The organism is Metabacillus sp. RB-C-LZQ-3-1, from assembly GCF_058315175.1.
Map to the genome: position 1 here is coordinate 309,212 of NZ_JBZFLI010000005.1, position 15,719 is coordinate 324,930.

At 36.8% G+C, this 15,719-nt stretch carries 18 protein-coding genes; 14 read left to right on the forward strand and 4 right to left on the reverse strand.

The genetic code is table 11. The features are described from left to right. Window positions 1-49: 49 nt before the first annotated feature. Together nagE and AC4GZ8_RS10895 are read left to right on the forward strand one after the other, a co-directional pair. Entirely contained in the window at window positions 50-1,501 is a 1,452-nt protein-coding gene (gene nagE / locus AC4GZ8_RS10890) for an N-acetylglucosamine-specific PTS transporter subunit IIBC (RefSeq protein ID WP_491081874.1), read from the forward strand. Between the two features lie 129 nt (window positions 1,502-1,630). After that, window positions 1,631-2,356: a GntR family transcriptional regulator gene (locus AC4GZ8_RS10895; RefSeq protein WP_491081875.1), complete on the forward strand. Its 726-nt coding sequence runs from the start codon at window positions 1,631-1,633 to the stop codon at window positions 2,354-2,356. Between the two features lie 42 nt (window positions 2,357-2,398). Here the strand turns inward: AC4GZ8_RS10895 and AC4GZ8_RS10900 are convergent, their stop codons facing one another. Then, window positions 2,399-3,139, reverse strand: a complete 741-nt coding sequence (locus AC4GZ8_RS10900) for an SIS domain-containing protein (RefSeq protein WP_491081876.1) — start codon at window positions 3,137-3,139, stop codon at window positions 2,399-2,401. A 125-nt stretch (window positions 3,140-3,264) separates the two neighbouring features. On the opposite strand from AC4GZ8_RS10900, the gene AC4GZ8_RS10905 reads away from it, so the two are divergent. The 6 genes from AC4GZ8_RS10905 (at window position 3,265) to aceA (ending at window position 9,384) form a co-directional block, all read left to right on the forward strand. After that, entirely contained in the window at window positions 3,265-3,816 is a 552-nt protein-coding gene (locus AC4GZ8_RS10905) for a helix-turn-helix domain-containing protein (RefSeq protein WP_491081877.1), read from the forward strand. A 34-nt stretch (window positions 3,817-3,850) separates the two neighbouring features. After that, window positions 3,851-4,582 (forward strand): AzlC family ABC transporter permease, encoded by a 732-nt coding sequence (locus tag AC4GZ8_RS10910; protein WP_491081878.1) that lies wholly within the window; start codon window positions 3,851-3,853, stop codon window positions 4,580-4,582. Next, window positions 4,575-4,883 carry an AzlD domain-containing protein gene (locus tag AC4GZ8_RS10915; RefSeq protein WP_491081879.1) on the forward strand — a complete coding sequence of 103 codons (309 nt, stop codon included), beginning with the start codon at window positions 4,575-4,577 and terminating at the stop codon, window positions 4,881-4,883. Before AC4GZ8_RS10910 ends, AC4GZ8_RS10915 begins: the two co-directional genes overlap by 8 nt. A 113-nt stretch (window positions 4,884-4,996) precedes the next feature. Continuing rightward, window positions 4,997-6,259, forward strand: coding sequence for a M48 family metallopeptidase (locus AC4GZ8_RS10920; protein ID WP_491081880.1), 1,263 nt, complete (start codon window positions 4,997-4,999; stop codon window positions 6,257-6,259). 210 nt (window positions 6,260-6,469) lie between these two features. Further along, window positions 6,470-8,059, forward strand: a complete 1,590-nt coding sequence (gene aceB / locus AC4GZ8_RS10925) for a malate synthase A (protein ID WP_491081881.1) — start codon at window positions 6,470-6,472, stop codon at window positions 8,057-8,059. 44 nt (window positions 8,060-8,103) lie between these two features. Further along, entirely contained in the window at window positions 8,104-9,384 is a 1,281-nt protein-coding gene (gene aceA / locus AC4GZ8_RS10930) for an isocitrate lyase (RefSeq protein WP_491081882.1), read from the forward strand. A gap of 244 nt (window positions 9,385-9,628) precedes the next feature. Here aceA and AC4GZ8_RS10935 read toward each other — a convergent pair whose 3' ends face one another. Beyond that, window positions 9,629-9,862, reverse strand: coding sequence for an IDEAL domain-containing protein (locus AC4GZ8_RS10935; RefSeq protein WP_491081883.1), 234 nt, complete (start codon window positions 9,860-9,862; stop codon window positions 9,629-9,631). A 154-nt stretch (window positions 9,863-10,016) separates the two neighbouring features. Between AC4GZ8_RS10935 and AC4GZ8_RS10940 the strand changes: the two genes are divergently transcribed. The 3 genes from AC4GZ8_RS10940 (at window position 10,017) to AC4GZ8_RS10950 (ending at window position 11,231) form a co-directional block, all read left to right on the forward strand. Further along, window positions 10,017-10,142: a hypothetical protein gene (locus AC4GZ8_RS10940; protein ID WP_491081884.1), complete on the forward strand. Its 126-nt coding sequence runs from the start codon at window positions 10,017-10,019 to the stop codon at window positions 10,140-10,142. 132 nt (window positions 10,143-10,274) lie between these two features. Continuing rightward, the gene (locus tag AC4GZ8_RS10945) at window positions 10,275-10,847 is read left to right on the forward strand and encodes a competence protein ComK (protein ID WP_491081885.1); all 573 of its coding nucleotides are present in this window, start codon (window positions 10,275-10,277) and stop codon (window positions 10,845-10,847) included. Between the two features lie 204 nt (window positions 10,848-11,051). Then, on the forward strand, window positions 11,052-11,231 hold the full coding sequence (locus AC4GZ8_RS10950) for a hypothetical protein (RefSeq protein ID WP_491081886.1): 180 nt from the start codon (window positions 11,052-11,054) through the stop codon (window positions 11,229-11,231). Window positions 11,232-11,240: 9 nt separating this feature from the next. On the opposite strand, the gene AC4GZ8_RS10955 is transcribed toward AC4GZ8_RS10950, so the two are convergent. Beyond that, window positions 11,241-11,600 (reverse strand): YhjD family protein, encoded by a 360-nt coding sequence (locus AC4GZ8_RS10955; RefSeq protein ID WP_491081887.1) that lies wholly within the window; start codon window positions 11,598-11,600, stop codon window positions 11,241-11,243. A 164-nt stretch (window positions 11,601-11,764) separates the two neighbouring features. Between AC4GZ8_RS10955 and AC4GZ8_RS10960 the strand changes: the two genes are divergently transcribed. The 3 genes from AC4GZ8_RS10960 (at window position 11,765) to AC4GZ8_RS10970 (ending at window position 14,303) form a co-directional block, all read left to right on the forward strand. Further along, window positions 11,765-12,376 carry a TVP38/TMEM64 family protein gene (locus AC4GZ8_RS10960; protein WP_491081916.1) on the forward strand — a complete coding sequence of 204 codons (612 nt, stop codon included), beginning with the start codon at window positions 11,765-11,767 and terminating at the stop codon, window positions 12,374-12,376. 15 nt (window positions 12,377-12,391) lie between these two features. After that, window positions 12,392-12,901, forward strand: a complete 510-nt coding sequence (gene lepB / locus AC4GZ8_RS10965) for a signal peptidase I (RefSeq protein WP_491081888.1) — start codon at window positions 12,392-12,394, stop codon at window positions 12,899-12,901. A gap of 232 nt (window positions 12,902-13,133) precedes the next feature. Beyond that, window positions 13,134-14,303, forward strand: coding sequence for a thiolase family protein (locus AC4GZ8_RS10970; RefSeq protein WP_491081889.1), 1,170 nt, complete (start codon window positions 13,134-13,136; stop codon window positions 14,301-14,303). 11 nt (window positions 14,304-14,314) lie between these two features. Here AC4GZ8_RS10970 and AC4GZ8_RS10975 read toward each other — a convergent pair whose 3' ends face one another. Continuing rightward, window positions 14,315-15,466: an MFS transporter gene (locus AC4GZ8_RS10975; protein ID WP_491081890.1), complete on the reverse strand. Its 1,152-nt coding sequence runs from the start codon at window positions 15,464-15,466 to the stop codon at window positions 14,315-14,317. Window positions 15,467-15,719 lie beyond the last annotated feature (253 nt).

Sequence of the window (15,719 nt, forward strand, 5' to 3'; positions counted from 1 at the left end):
AAATGACTTATTTTATTCCATTACTATAAATGGATAGGAGGAAATCAACATGATGAAATACTTACAAAAGATTGGTAGGTCTTTGATGTTGCCTGTAGCAGTCCTGCCAGCTGCAGCAATATTAATGGGAATTGGATATTGGATTGATCCGGCCGGATGGGGTGCAGGAAGTCCAGTTGCGGCATTCTTAATTAAAGCAGGTTCTTCTATTATAGACAATATGTCAATTCTTTTTGCAGTAGGTGTCGCATTAGGAATGTCAAAAAACAAGGATGGTTCTGCTGCCATAAGTGGTTTAGTGGCCTATCTTGTTATTACAACATTACTTTCTACAGATTCAGTTGCAATGCTGCAAGGAATTGATGCAGAAACTGTTAATCCAGCTTTTGAAAAAATAGGGAACCAGTTTGTGGGAATTCTTTCAGGTATTGTCGCTTCTGTGATGTACAATCGTTTTAGTGAAGTTCAGTTACCAGCTGCTTTAGCTTTCTTTAGCGGTAAGCGACTAGTTCCAATTATGACGGCCGTATCGATGCTGTTTGCCTCATTTATTCTCTTTTTTGCATGGCCTGTCATTTTCACAGGATTAGTTTCTTTTGGAACAGCCATTAGTAAGTTAGAGTTTATCGGAGCAGGATTATATGGATTTTTCAATCGTTTATTAATCCCAACTGGTTTACATCATGCTTTGAACTCAGTATTTTGGTTTGATGTTGCGGGAATAAATGATATCGGTAATTTCTGGGCAGGAACAGGTACAAAAGGTATTACAGGTATGTATCAGGCTGGTTTCTTCCCAATTATGATGTTTGGTTTACCAGCAGCAGCATTGGCAATGTACCATACAGCAAAGACGAAACGAAAAAAACAAGCAGCCTCTTTAATGCTAGCAGCAGGGTTCGCTTCTTTCTTTACTGGAGTTACAGAACCACTTGAGTTTTCATTTATGTTTTTAGCACCAGCTCTTTATGTTGTTCACGCAGCCTTAACAGGTATCTCATTAGCCATTGCATCATTTTTTCATTGGACAGCAGGCTTTGGCTTTAGTGCAGGCTTAGTAGACTTTGTTTTAAGCTCAAGACTACCATTAGCAAATCACCCTTATATGCTATTGCTTCAAGGGTTAGCATTTGCTGTCATTTACTATGTCTTGTTTAGATTTTTAATTACAAAATTTAATCTTGCAACACCTGGCAGAGAGGCAGATACAGAAGAAACAACTGATGAGGCTGAAATCGCATCTGACACTTCAGAAAATAAATTCGCAAATATGGCGAAAGTGATTTATGAAGGGTTAGGCGGAGATGCGAATGTGACTTCTGTAGACAACTGTGTTACACGACTTCGTATAGAGGTGAAAGACATGAATGCAGTTGATCAAAATAAAATAAAATCAACAGGAATACCTGGTATAAACATTGTTGGTCCACAAAGCATTCAAGTTATTGTAGGAACACAAGTGCAATTTGTAGCAGACGAGATTGAAAAGATTAGAAAGTAAAAAAATTGAAACTACCTGTATATTTCAGGTAGTTTTCTATTTACGATCAGCAAGTTTGATAGAACGAATTGTCAATTCATAGCAGTATTACTATAATGAATTAGAGTGATACCGAAAGGAGATCTTTCAGTGATAGACAAACATTCTCCTCTTCCCTTGTACTATCAGTTAGAAGAGCAAATAAAAAAATCCATAGAGTCTGAAGAGTTGCGGCCTGGTGATGCATTGCCGTCAGAAAGAGAGCTCTCAGAAACCTATCAAATAAGTCGCATGACTGTACGTCAAGCTATTACAAACCTTGTAAACAGGGGATATCTTTATAGGGAAAAAGGAAAAGGAACCTTTGTTACAAGTCAAAAGTTTGAACAAAATCTTCAAGGACTTACGAGTTTTACAGAAGACATGAAAGCTCGTAACTTAATTCCAGGAAGTAAACTATTGCATTTTGAAATTTACCCGGCAGATGAAGACATTAAGGCGATGCTTTCTCTTGAAGATGATGAGCTTATTTATAAAATCAAGCGTCTTCGCTTAGCCAATGATGAACCGATTGCTGTTGAGACTAGCTATCTTCCGGTGAAGTTAGTTCCTGGTTTAACTCCGGATATATTGGCAAGCTCTATATATACGTATATTGAAAATGATTTAGAATTAACGATTGGCCATGCATCACAGACGGTTGAGGCAGCCATTGTTAATGAGGAAGATCAACAGCATTTGAATATAAATAAAGGTGTACCAGTATTGCTTATACAACGGGAAACTTACCTTGAAAATGGCACTCCGCTTGAACTCGTAAGGTCCTCATATCGTGCAGACAGGTATAAATTTAAGATTGATATCGAAAGAAAATAAAAATAGGCCCAACCTTTTTGATTCTAAGGTAGGGCCATTTTTTTACTCAAATTCAAGCAACGGAATTCGATCACTATATTTCTTAATCAATCTTTGATTATGCTCATCTGCCCCATCGATATTGCCACTTAAAAACACTGGCGCTTCAAACCCGTTATTTACCATTATCTTTATCGCTTCAGCAAAAATTGCATTTAACATTGTTGCTCCAATAACCGTTGAAGTAGGGCCGAATGGAGTTGGAGCATTGGGATATGAAAGCGAAGCATCTCCAATTGTTGCATGGTTATTAAGAGCTAAGTCAACAACTTCAGATAAATATTTCCCGCTCTTATGTCTAGAAGCTTTACCTTCTAGATAAGAGAAGGAGCTCATTCCTATTGTATAGGCTCCAAGTTTTTTAGTATGTAACGCAACATCAATTGGAACGGGATTAACACCAGAAGTCGAGATGATAATAACTAGATCTTGGGGCTGGATATCCTGGTTATTCATAAATTTTTCTGCGTAATCATGCTGTCTTTCAAGATAGGACGATCTAACAGCCCCTTTATGAAGCATTAACTCTTCAATTAGAATTGGCTTAACAGGGACTAAGCCGCCAGCTCGATAAAACATTTCTTCTGTAAGGATGTGAGAGTGACCGCATCCAAAAAGGTGAATGATCCCACTTGATTGAATCGTATTTGCGATATTCTCTGCTGCAGCCTCCATCGATTTTTTTTCCTGTTCCAGCACAAGTTGAAGCTTTCCCTGTATCTTTTCGAAATAATTTGTAAGCATTTTCTTCACCTTCAGTCGATTAACATAGTTCCAATTTACTTTATAATGATGAAAAAGAAAAGTGTTGTATGTTATAATATACAAATGTATACTATATTATACGATGGGGATATATGGGGGATGTTATGGAATCAATTCAAACTCAAATCGCAGAGAATCTAAAGCGTATTCGTAAGCTTCGCGGGTATAGTTATGATCAGCTGGCGAGTTTAACTGGTGTCAGTAAAGGAATGCTTTCACAAATTGAAAAAGGTGAATCAAGTCCAACAGTTAATACACTATGGAAAATTGCAAATGGACTCCAAGTTTCATTTTCATCACTTGTTGAGGAAAATGAACCGGCTGTTTCTGTTATAAGATTACATGAAAAAAGTGCAGTCATGGAGGAGGGGGAACAGTTTCAAGTATATCCTTATTTTCCATTTGATTCTTCCAAAAAATTTGAAATTTACTACATTGAAATGAAGCCAGGGTGCATTCACACTTCAGAAAGTCACCATGGAAGTGTTGAAGAATATGTCCTTATTTGTGAAGGTGAAGCAAACGTCTCGATAAAAGAAGAGTCATTTGTTTTGAAAAAAGGTGATTCGATGAAATTTCAAGCAACACACTCACATACGTATGCAAATGAAACAAATCAAACAACAAGCTTTTATCTTTTAATTTATTATTCATAAATCTAGATTTATTCAGCATGGGGAGGTATTTGATGTGTCATCTACAACCACTTTAGTAAAAAAACAGTCTAGTTTTCTACAAGGTTTACAAAGTGGAATCAGCATAGCAATAGGGTATTTACCCGTAGCATTAACCTTTGGCTTACTTTCAAAATCCACTGGCTTGTCTTTATCGGAAACAGTTCTTATGAGTTTAATTGTATATGCTGGTGCATCCCAATATATTTCTTTAAGTCTGCTTTCCGTAGGCACAGGAATAATTGAAATTATTTTGACCACCTTTATTGTGAATATTCGCCATTTTTTAATGTCTGCTTCACTAAGTGAAAAAGTTGAAAAAAATGATTCTTTATGGAAAAAAGCTCTTTACTCATTTGGATTAACAGATGAGACATTTACAGTAGCTTCAACAAAAGAAGGAACGGTAAATGCAGGGTATTTGTTTGGATTAATGCTGATATCATATGCAAGCTGGGTTATAAACTCAGGAATTGGCTATGTTATTGGTGCAAGCCTGCCTACAACTGTTCAGGAAAGCATGAGTATTGCCCTTTATGCAATGTTTATCGGACTATTAATTCCAACCTTAAAAAAGCACCGGAAGGTCATGTTTTTAGCGGTTGCAGCAGCCATTCTAAACTCAATTTTTTATGCTTCGCAAATGTTTTCAACGGGTTGGTCTATTGTCCTATCAACCTTAATTTCAGCTATCATTGTTGAACTATTTTATATGAAGTATACAAGTGGGGTGGAGACAAATGGATAGTATGATCATCATGATGATTATTGGGATGGGGCTTGTTACATATTTACCTCGCATGATCCCGCTTGTCGCTTTAAGTCAATTAAAATTACCACTATTTGTCCAAAATGTATTAAAGAACGTACCGTACGCAACATTGGGAGCATTAATTGTTCCAGGGATCTTTTTCATTAGTGATGATCTTGTTTTTGGTATCATTGGTGCTGTTGCGGCTACTTTAATTGCATTTACTGGAGCAAATGTAATTGTTGTTGTGATGGGATCTATTGGCACTTTAGTTTTATATAGTATGTTTTTTACATAGGTGCAGGGAAAACTGTTTAAAAAGTTGTCATACGGGTCATCCCTTTTCATGTTCTAACTCAATGTACCTGATACTACACTAATAGTAATAGCTTGTTCAAGGGGGAAGGCCAGATGAGGAAATGGTTAACAGGATCAATTTTACTTTATTTTATATATGGTTTAGCTGTTTACTGGTATTTGTTTATTTTTTCCGGATCAGGTGTACCAGCGCCTTATGAAGGCACATCGGCAGATCCTTCAACATTTATGTCCGGTAGAGAATTGATATTATCTCAGGAATACTCCACAATAAGGAATTTTCTCTACTTTGTTACGATTCCTTTTGAGTGGTTTCTCTTATTTGTCTTTTTGATCACAGGGCTTTCTAGGAAAATGCAGGATTGGTCAAGTGCATCGTCAAAAATATTTAGTCTCCAGTCAGCCATATATTTCTTTTGGTTATCACTATTTGTCAGCATACTTTCTTTTCCAGTTGATTGGATAGGATATAAGATGTCTAAGACATACCAAATTACAACGCAATCCTTTTCGGCCTGGATGAAGGATCAATTGATTGATTTTTGGGTCAATTATTTGTTGATGACGGTTATTATTATTGTTCTTTATGCGTTAATAAAACGCTTTGAGAAAAGATGGTGGCTATATGCTTGGTTACTTTCGATCCCTTTTTCCATGTTTTTAATGTTTATTCAACCAGTTGTGATTGACCCGCTTTATAATGATTTTTATCCATTGAAGAATAAAGTGCTTGAAGAAAAAATATTAGAAATTGCTGAAAAAGCAGAGATCCCTGCTGAGCATGTTTACGAGGTGAATATGTCTGAAAAGACGAATGCACTTAATGCATATGTAACAGGGATAGGATCCAATTCTCGAATTGTCCTTTGGGACACAACCTTAAATCGATTGAACGAAGATGAAATTCTCTTTATTATGGCTCATGAAATGGGTCATTACGTGATGAAACATATCTATATTGGAATAGCAGGTTATTTATTATTAAGTTTAGTCGGCTTATACTTCATTCATTTGCTGATGAGGTTTTTTATTCAGCGATATGGAGAATTGCTGAAAATTAAATCAATGAAAGAGCTTGCTGCGTTTCCATTATTTCTTCTTCTCTTGGGGATATTAACTTTTGCTTCAAGTCCTCTATCAAATGCTGTTTCACGTTACCAGGAGAAGTCAGCTGATATGTATGCGATTGAATTGACAAACAATCATGAAGCAGCGATCAGTTCATTCCAGGAACTCTCAAGAGCAGGGTTAAGTGAGGTAAATCCTCCCGCTTTGGTTAAGATCTTTCGCTATTCACATCCGACTATGCTAGAAAGAATTCTCTATTTAGAAGAGCATGGTAACTCAACGAAATAAACTGTTTTATAACAATATGGGCCTAGTGTATGTTAATGCACAGGTCCTTTTTTATATTGGAGATAGAAAGAATAGATCTTTTGGACTATTTTTCCGCTTGGTGAAATTTTTTAGAAGAAAATTGTTCCATTTCTTGAAAATCTGTTATATATTAGTTTCAGTAACAGAAAACTGTATTATAACAATTTTTAGAGAGGTGTTGTTTCACAAATGGCTACACAGATGACAGGTTGCAAAATTGTTGGAGAGATGAAGGAAGAATATCAACAAGTATTAACACCTGAGGCGCTGCGATTTATTGAGAAGCTTGAAAGAACATTTGGAAGCCGCCGGCGTGAACTGTTACAGCAAAGAGTGAAAAGACAGCGAGAAATTGATGCGGGTAAGCTACCGGGCTTTTTAGCGGAAACGGAACATATTCGAAACGGAAGTTGGACAGTTGCTCCCATACCAGATGACCTTCAAGACAGGCGGGTTGAAATAACAGGTCCGGTTGATAGAAAAATGGTCATCAATGCATTAAATTCTGGAGCAAAAGTGTTTATGGCTGATTTTGAGGATGCAACATCTCCTAGCTGGGAAAATATTATAAGTGGTCAAAATAACCTTAGAGATGCAGTCCGAAGAACAATTAGTTATAAAAATGAAAACGGTAAAATCTATCAATTGAACGATCAAGTTGCAACATTAAAGGTTAGACCAAGGGGGTGGCATCTTGATGAAAAGCATATTGAGATCGATGGGAATCGGGTGTCAGCGAGTTTAGTAGACTTTGGATTATTCTTTTTTCATAACGCGAGGGAGCTGGTAGATAGAGGAAGTGGCCCTTATTTCTATTTACCGAAAATAGAGAGTCATCTTGAAGCAAGACTTTGGAATGATGTCTTTTGTTTTGCCCAATCTGAACTAAATATACCAAGAGGAACGATTAAAGCAACAGTCCTCATTGAGACTATTATGGCAGCCTTTGAAATGGATGAAATTCTCTATGAGCTAAAAGAACACTCAGCTGGCTTAAATTGTGGCCGTTGGGATTATATATTTAGTTATTTAAAGAAACTTAGAAACTGTGAATCTGTTATTCTTCCAGATCGAGTACAAGTAACAATGACGGTTCATTTTATGAGGTCCTATTCATTATTAGCGATTCAAACGTGTCATAAACGAAACGCTCATGCGATCGGTGGCATGGCAGCTCAAATTCCAGTGAAAAATAACCCTACAGCAAATGAACGTGCATTTGAGAAGGTGAGAATGGATAAAGAAAGAGAAGCAACTGATGGTCATGACGGAACTTGGGTTGCTCATCCAGCTTTAGTGGAAGTTGCGATGGATGTTTTTAACAAGCATATGAAAACACCTAATCAAATTCATCGGAAAAGAGAAGATGTACAGGTGACAGCACATGATCTATTAGAAGTACCAGACGGAACAATTACAGAAGAAGGGGTTAGAATGAATATCGAAGTAGGAATTCGCTATATCGCATCATGGCTTAGTGGAAGAGGTGCAGCACCAATACATCATTTAATGGAAGATGCCGCAACTGCTGAAATATCAAGAGCTCAGGTCTGGCAATGGATTCGCCATCCAAGAGGAATTTTAGAAGATGGACGAAAACTAACATTTGAGTTATACGAGGAATTAAGAGATGAAGAGATTCAAAACATAAAAGGAAAAATTGGAGAAATTGCCTACCAAAAGGGGAAGTTTGAAGAGGCAATATCCATTTTTGACCATTTAGTAAAAGAAGATGAGTTTATTGATTTCTTAACAACACCAAGCTATGAAAATCTTTAAACAGGGACAAAGGGGAAATAAAAAATTGAATGGGGGATTAGAAAATGAACGATCAAACAAGGGTAGACGCATTACAAGAAAGCTGGGAGTTAGATAAAAGATGGGAAGGGATTACTCGTCCATATAGTGCAAACGAAGTTATTCGTTTGAGGGGATCAATTGATATTGAACATACATTAGCAAGACGTGGAGCAGAAAAGCTATGGAAGTATCTTCTTGAAGAGGATTATATTCATGCGTTAGGAGCATTAACTGGAAATCAGGCAGTACAACAAGTAAAAGCAGGGCTAAAAGCAATCTATTTAAGCGGATGGCAGGTTGCAGCTGATGCAAACCTTTCTGGAAATATGTATCCTGACCAAAGCTTATATCCTGCAAACAGTGTACCACATGTTGTGAAACGAATTAATCAGGCACTTCAACGTGCAGATCAAATTCAGCATCTTGAAGGTGAAGGTGATATTGATTGGTTTGCTCCTATTGTTGCGGATGCTGAAGCAGGTTTTGGTGGGCAGTTAAATGTATTTGAACTAATGAAAGCAATGATTGAGTCAGGTGCTGCAGGAGTTCACTTTGAGGACCAGTTATCTTCAGAAAAGAAATGTGGTCATTTAGGCGGAAAAGTCCTACTTCCAACTCAGACAGCTGTGAAAAATTTGATTTCAGCTCGGTTAGCTGCAGATGTTATGGGAGTTCCTACGATTATTATTGCTCGAACCGATGCCGATGCTGCAGACCTTATTACGAGTGATGTAGATCCTGTTGATCATGAATTTATTACGGGTGAGCGAACTGTTGAAGGATTCTATCGCACCCGTTCTGGTATTGACCAAGCGATTAGCAGAGGTTTATCATATGCACCATATGCTGACTTAATTTGGTGTGAAACGTCTGAACCTAATCTGGAACAAGCACAACGTTTTGCTGATGCAATCCATGAAAAATATCCTGGTAAAATGTTAGCATATAATTGTTCACCATCTTTTAATTGGAAGAAAAAACTAGATGAACATACAATTGCAAACTTTCAAAGAGAAATTGCAAAAATGGGATACAAGTTCCAATTTGTTACACTTGCTGGTTTCCACTCTTTAAACCACAGTATGTTTGAGCTTGCGCGTGGGTATAAAGATCGTGGGATGGCTGCTTATTCAGAGCTGCAGCAGAATGAATTTGCTAGTGAAATCTACGGCTATACAGCAACAAGACATCAACGTGAGGTTGGAACAGGTTATTTTGATGAGGTAGCACAAACCATTACTGGGGGTACGTCTTCAACGACTGCTTTAAAGGGCTCAACCGAGGCAGAGCAGTTTGCAAAATAATAGAAGAGAAGGGCTCAGCATTTTGCTGAGCTTTTTTTTTGTAAGGTAAGAAAGTATAAAATTTTGTACTTAGTGTAGGTGTCTAGCTCCAGCGCCTAGCTCCTCTAGGGTCTAGCCGATATGGAATTGAAGGTAAAGAACATCTTCTATTCCAAATCGTCTTATTTGCCTTAGGCTGATCAAGGCGCTTGCGCTTTCTAATATTCCAAAGCGCAAAAAATTAAAGATCACCTTTCGGCGATCTTCATCCTAACTTACGCAATCCTCTGTATTCTTTTGAAAGTTTCATAAATACTGATTTGTTCTTTGTGTCAAGTGCATCATTGATACGTTCTTCTAGCAATGCTTTCTTCCTGTTAAACAACGCTTCATCCAAAATCATTTGAATATACATGTCTAATACAGGTTGCTCGGATGGAACGTTTTTCGTGTTACGGGACTTCATGATTTCAGTGTACGATGACTTTTTATTTTTCATGAAAGATCACCCCTGATGCCTTTTTTATATTGTATGGAATTTAGAGTAGAAAATCAACCGAATTGTTAAAATTTTTAAAAAATTTTACAGGAATATTTTGATTTCTGTATGAAATTCTTACAAAAGGAAAAGATGATTGTAAGGATGTGATGTAATGGATAGAGAGAAAGAAATTGAATTGTCTCCAACACCATTAAACCCGGTAGTTGGAATAGATATCAATATTAATGAAAATCAAAAAGAAACGATTGAAGCAAACGATACGAATGAAAACGAATGACTTCTTTACAATTATGTAAAAGAAGTCATTTTTTTGTGTAGTTTTTGTAAATTTATAGAAAAATAAAAATGGACATGCTAGATTTGGTTTATGGGAGATATTACCTAATAATTGTCTGGAGAGGTGCTAAAAATGGTAAATGATTTAACAAAAGTAAGAGTAAATGACTATCTTATTAATCGTTTTACGATGGCGATTCTTCCTGTGGAAAATAAGTTTTGTTCACAAGTATTAGAGTATGAGCAAGGAATCTTCGTTGAAAAAAGGCCAATGGAAGTAATTGATCAAAGTTGTAAATATTTCGGAAGCAGTTATAGCGGAAGAAAAACCGGTACTAAAGACCTGATGAAAGTAACGCATAAGCCACCAATTGTCATAGATCCAACGAACTCCATATATTTTTTTCCTACAACTTCCTCAACAAGGGCTCATTGCGCATGGATTTCACATAGCTTTGTAAAAGAGTATTCAGCAACTAAAGAAGACAATACGGAGATTGTTTTTACGAATGGGAAGCAAATAACTGTTCCTGTATCTGTTGGTTCTTTTGAGAATCAATTGTTTCGAACTGCTCAATTAAGAACGATTATTTCCTCACGAATTGAACAGGAGCAACGGAAAATGAATATGCTGCTACTTCCGAAAAATGAAAAAGAAGTAAATGCTTTTTACGAACAAATGATAACAAAAATGAATCAGTTCTGATAAAACAACCATACATTGAATAGGATATTAAAATAAACGGATTATCCAAATACTGGATCAGTTTTAACTTTCGATATTTTCTAATTGCTAATTGATGATGGCTCAAATTAGACAGGGTGAATAATAACATGATGTTAGATTTGAGCTATCTTCATTAGTTATCAGATCTAATAATGGTACTTGAGTCAAGTAAAGGAGAATAGCGTGCTTAAACACCGAAGAAAATACAACAAGAAAAGGAAAATAGGAAAGAAGCATGAGCGGTACACATTTTTTGATTTCCTTTCGGATGCTGCATTATATGCTCCAGAAATTATTTTATGGCCGTTTCGACTTCTCTGGTATGTCATTAGAGCGATTATTCGATTTTTTGATTGGACATAAGTAAAGCATTTATTTTTTAGGCTTGAATAAGTATTCCTCCATTATTTCTGATACTTTGTTTCTGATTCTGGGGTTAAAGTAATTGTGTTTCTCCTCATAGCCGTTATAAATAAAAGAATAGAGAGTAAAGGCCTCATCACGTTCAACTTGATGAACTTTAATGTTCCGTTTGTAAAGTTCGCGTTTTACTTCTGATAAATCCTTTTGAGCGAGCTTTAATGATTCTTCAACAATTGTTAAGTATGGACGATGTAATTTAAATGGACTTTGTTGAATGACAGATAAATCTCTGTTGAAAATAGAAACAGCCATCGGTAAGTAAATAGACTGTTCAATCATATCTCTGATGTCATTTGGAATTCTTGTCATAAAAAAGACCTCCCACTTAAATGGAACACTTGTTCTGTTTTTATTATAAATGATGATTCATAAGTTCGCAAGTATGTCACACTTAGATTATGTTCTTTCTTTTAAGATTTTATATAAGTGTGTACAATAGATACAAAGGATCTTATGAGGAGTTTTGGATGATATTGGAGACGTTACAGGATATTTTCACTTTAGAACAGTTAATGGAAGTTTTTGAAACATATCGTTCATTTGGTCCATTTTTTGCGATATTACTCCCATTATTAGAGGCGTTTTTTCCGTTTTTGCCACTTGTAGTTTTCATTGTTGCAAATGTTAATTCATTTGGGCTTTGGTTTGGATTTTTATTATCATGGATCGGAGCTTGTACAGGTGCTATTATCGTATTTATGATTATGAGAAAGCTTGGCGAGTGGAGATGGATCCGCAAAATAAAGGAAAAAAAGGGAATAAGAAAGCTTTTAACTTGGATTGAACGTAGAGGATTTAGCCCGCTATTTCTAATCCTGTGTTTTCCTTTTACTCCCTCTGCAGCGATTAATGTTGTTGCCGGTCTTTCGAGAGTCAGTTTTTGGCAATTTGTATTGGCTGTTTTATCGGGGAAGTTTGTGATGGTTTTTCTTGTTAGTTTTATCGGTCAGGATTTACATGCTCTTATTACTCAACCGACAAGGGCTGTCATTGCGGGAGTAGTCATTTTTTTATTATGGTTTGTTGGGAAGCGCGTAGAAAAACGTTTAAACACAACTATGACAACGAGAAAAAGGAGTCGTTAATCTCTAGGAGGTTGTATGAAAAAACGAGGAATTGCTTTTACTGCAGTAGGGATTTGTTTGACGGCTATTTTTATAAAAAATCTTATCTTTGTTGAATACAAGGTAGAAGGCGTATCAATGCAGCCTACGTATGAAGAAGGCAGGTTGCTATCTATAAATAAATTAGGTTTATTTTTTTCATCGTTAAAAAGGTTTGATGTTGTTGTCTTCCATCCGCCGAATAGTGAAGAAATCTATGTAAAAAGAGTTATTGGATTACCAGGTGATGAAATTCACTATAAGGATGATCAGTTATATGTGAATGGAAAAGCGGTTAGTGAACCATTCTTAAGTTCTTCAGATCAAAAAATGGATATAAGCAAAAAAACAGGAAGCTTCACCCTTGAGGAGATTACAGATAAAACACGAATTCCGAAGGGGTATATATTTGTTATTGGAGATAATCGCATTCAAAGTCGAGACAGTCGTCACTTCGGCCTCGTTAAAATGGATGATGTTATTGGGACAGTAGAGGATAATAAATAATGCTAACTTATTGGGATCGCCCCAAGTAAGTTAGCATTTTTTGTTGGAAAACTTTCGCGATAATGGCCGGTAAATCACAAAATATGGATGGAAAAATCTAATACCGCCAACTTCCGATCCAAAAATCCTTCTTAGAAAAACATCTCTTTCCATATTCCTAGCAACCTATCATATAATAACACTATGAGCACTTGCTCAGTTATGATTTGCTATGAATAAGGGGGATGGAAGAATGCGTGAGGTCGTTATTACGGCAGCAGTAAGAACACCTATCGGTTCATTTGGAGGCGTTTTCAAAGACTTGTTGCCCACTCAGTTAGCTGTTCCGGTATTAAATGAGGTTGTGAAAAGAAGCAAGCTCGAAAAACATGAGGTAGATGAAGTCATTTTAGGGCACTGTATACAACGGACAGATGAACCTAATACAGCAAGAACGTCTGCGCTTTTAGCAGAATTTCCAGATGCAACGACAGGCTATACGATTCAAAGGCAATGTGCTTCAGGTCTTCAAGCGATTATATCCGGTGTGATGCAAATCCAAACAGGTCAATCCAATATTGTCATCGCAGGCGGAGTAGAAGCGATGAGTTCAAGTCCGTACTTATTGAAGCAGCACCGCTTTGGTTCCCGGCTTCAGCATAGTCAGGTCATAGATAGTGTATGGGAGATATTAGAGGATCCGATTCATCATATTATGATGGGAGAGACGGCCGAAAATGTGGCTGAAAAATATAAAATTACACGAGAAGAACAAGATGAGCTTGCGTTATCAAGTCATAACCGTGCATTGGCAGCGATAGAGAGCGGGAAATTTGCAGATGAGATTGTTCCTATAAAGGTACAATCAAGAAAAGGTGAAGTAACAGTTTCCCAAGATGAAGGTCCGAGACAGGTTTTAAGGGAGAAACTTGCAACATTGCCTGCTATCTTTAGGGAAAATGGCTCAGTTACAGCAGGAAATGCTTCCACTTTAAATGATGGGGCTGCGGCACTCGTGTTAATGCCGCGAGAAGAAGCTGAGCAAAGAGGATTTCCGATCTTAGGAAAGATCTCTCACTATACAGTAGCAGGGGTTGACCCGAAATTGATGGGGATTGGTCCCGTTCCTGCGATCCAAAAAGGACTAAATGCCTTGGATTGGTCTATTGATGAACTTGATGTGATCGAAATTAATGAGGCATTTGCCGCTCAATATCTTGCAGTTGAACAGCAATTAAAGTTAAATAGAGAAAAAGTAAATGTGAATGGAAGCGGAATTAGCTTAGGACATCCGATAGGCTGTACGGGCTCAAGAATTGTTGTTAGTCTTTTACATGAAATGCAGCGCCGTGATGCCAAAAAAGGCCTTGCATCCCTATGTGTAGGCGGAGGGATTGGTGTTGCCCTTTTTATAGAAAGATAAAGTGTGCGGGGCTAAAGATTTTTAGCCCTTTTTTGGTGATGATTAGGATTTGCCTGAAAATAAATAAGTGCTAAAAAGCTTACAGTAAACAAAGTGATAAATAAAATCAAGGTGCATTGAAAAGAGAGGGAGTTTGACACAATAGGACCAAGGCTTGCTCCTATTAATAATGTAAATGAATAAAGAGAAATAGCAGTTGCACGTTTATCAGCAGCAGCTTCTCCAATAAATGTGATCAAAGCCGGAATAAAAACAGCTATTGCAGAGACGAATAAGACGGATAAGGCAGTCATGATGACTAATTGTTTAACGAGAAGCATAATTAAAAAAGAAAAAATCATAAGCGATAAACAAATTTGCATGATCTTTTGAGGGGGAGATTTTTTTATCCAGTGTCCGCTAAATAATGAAAGTGGTGTACCAACTAATGCAATACTTCTGCTAAAAAATAGCTCTCTTTCCTGCCCTGCATAATACTGTGCAAGCTCTTCATAAAATGAGACGAACGACATAAGAGTAATAAAGGTCATGCTTAATCCTATCATTACGGGTGCTTGAAAAAGCTTAGTTGTTGATAAGGAAGAGGGAACAGGAAGCGCTGATTTGCTCGCTTTTATTTTTGAAAGTAGAAAAAAACCGCATAAGGAAAGGAATAAATAAGTAAAGCCAAAGAAGTAGAAAACAGCTTGCCAATTAAAGGTGTGAACAAGTGCCGAGCTAATAAGCTGTCCGATGATACCAGCCATTAAAAAACCAGTATTGATCATCGCAATCACAAATGTTCTTCTTTTTAAAGGGAATGCATCAAAGCAATAAGCGTAGGCTACAGGGGCAAAGCTTCCTAAAACAATCCCTTGAATGCCTCTAAGGACATAAAAGCTTTGGATTGATAAAACAGTTGCCAGCGACAAGGTTAAAAGAAAGGCAGCCAACATTCCTACACATATAACATATCTCTTAGGAAAACTTCTAGAAATAGGTCCAAAACTTAAGAGACCAATCGCGTAACAAAAGGTGAAGATGGTACTCGAGAAAACAGCTTCTTCATATGTAGAGGACAGGCCATCTGCTAAGAATGAATAAATAGGAATAAGAAAATAAATATTACTTGCTACACAAACTGCTGCAAGCCAGAAGTAGAGATTCATAAGCTGATCCTTCATTTAAATCACCCCCTCCGCTATTTTATGCCCCCTAAAATAAATTGGAACCCTAAGACAAAAGTTGGTAGGCTGGAAAAATGGAATTTGCTTGAAAAGTAAAGTAAAATAGTAATAGATCATAATAAAAGAACTTAAATCTTTACCAAATAAACCTGCGCTTTTTTCTATAAGATTGTTGATTTTTTGAATCTGATTTGGTTGTTTGAAGTGATCCTGGAGATGCAATCAACCATGCGCAATAAGTATTAATAAG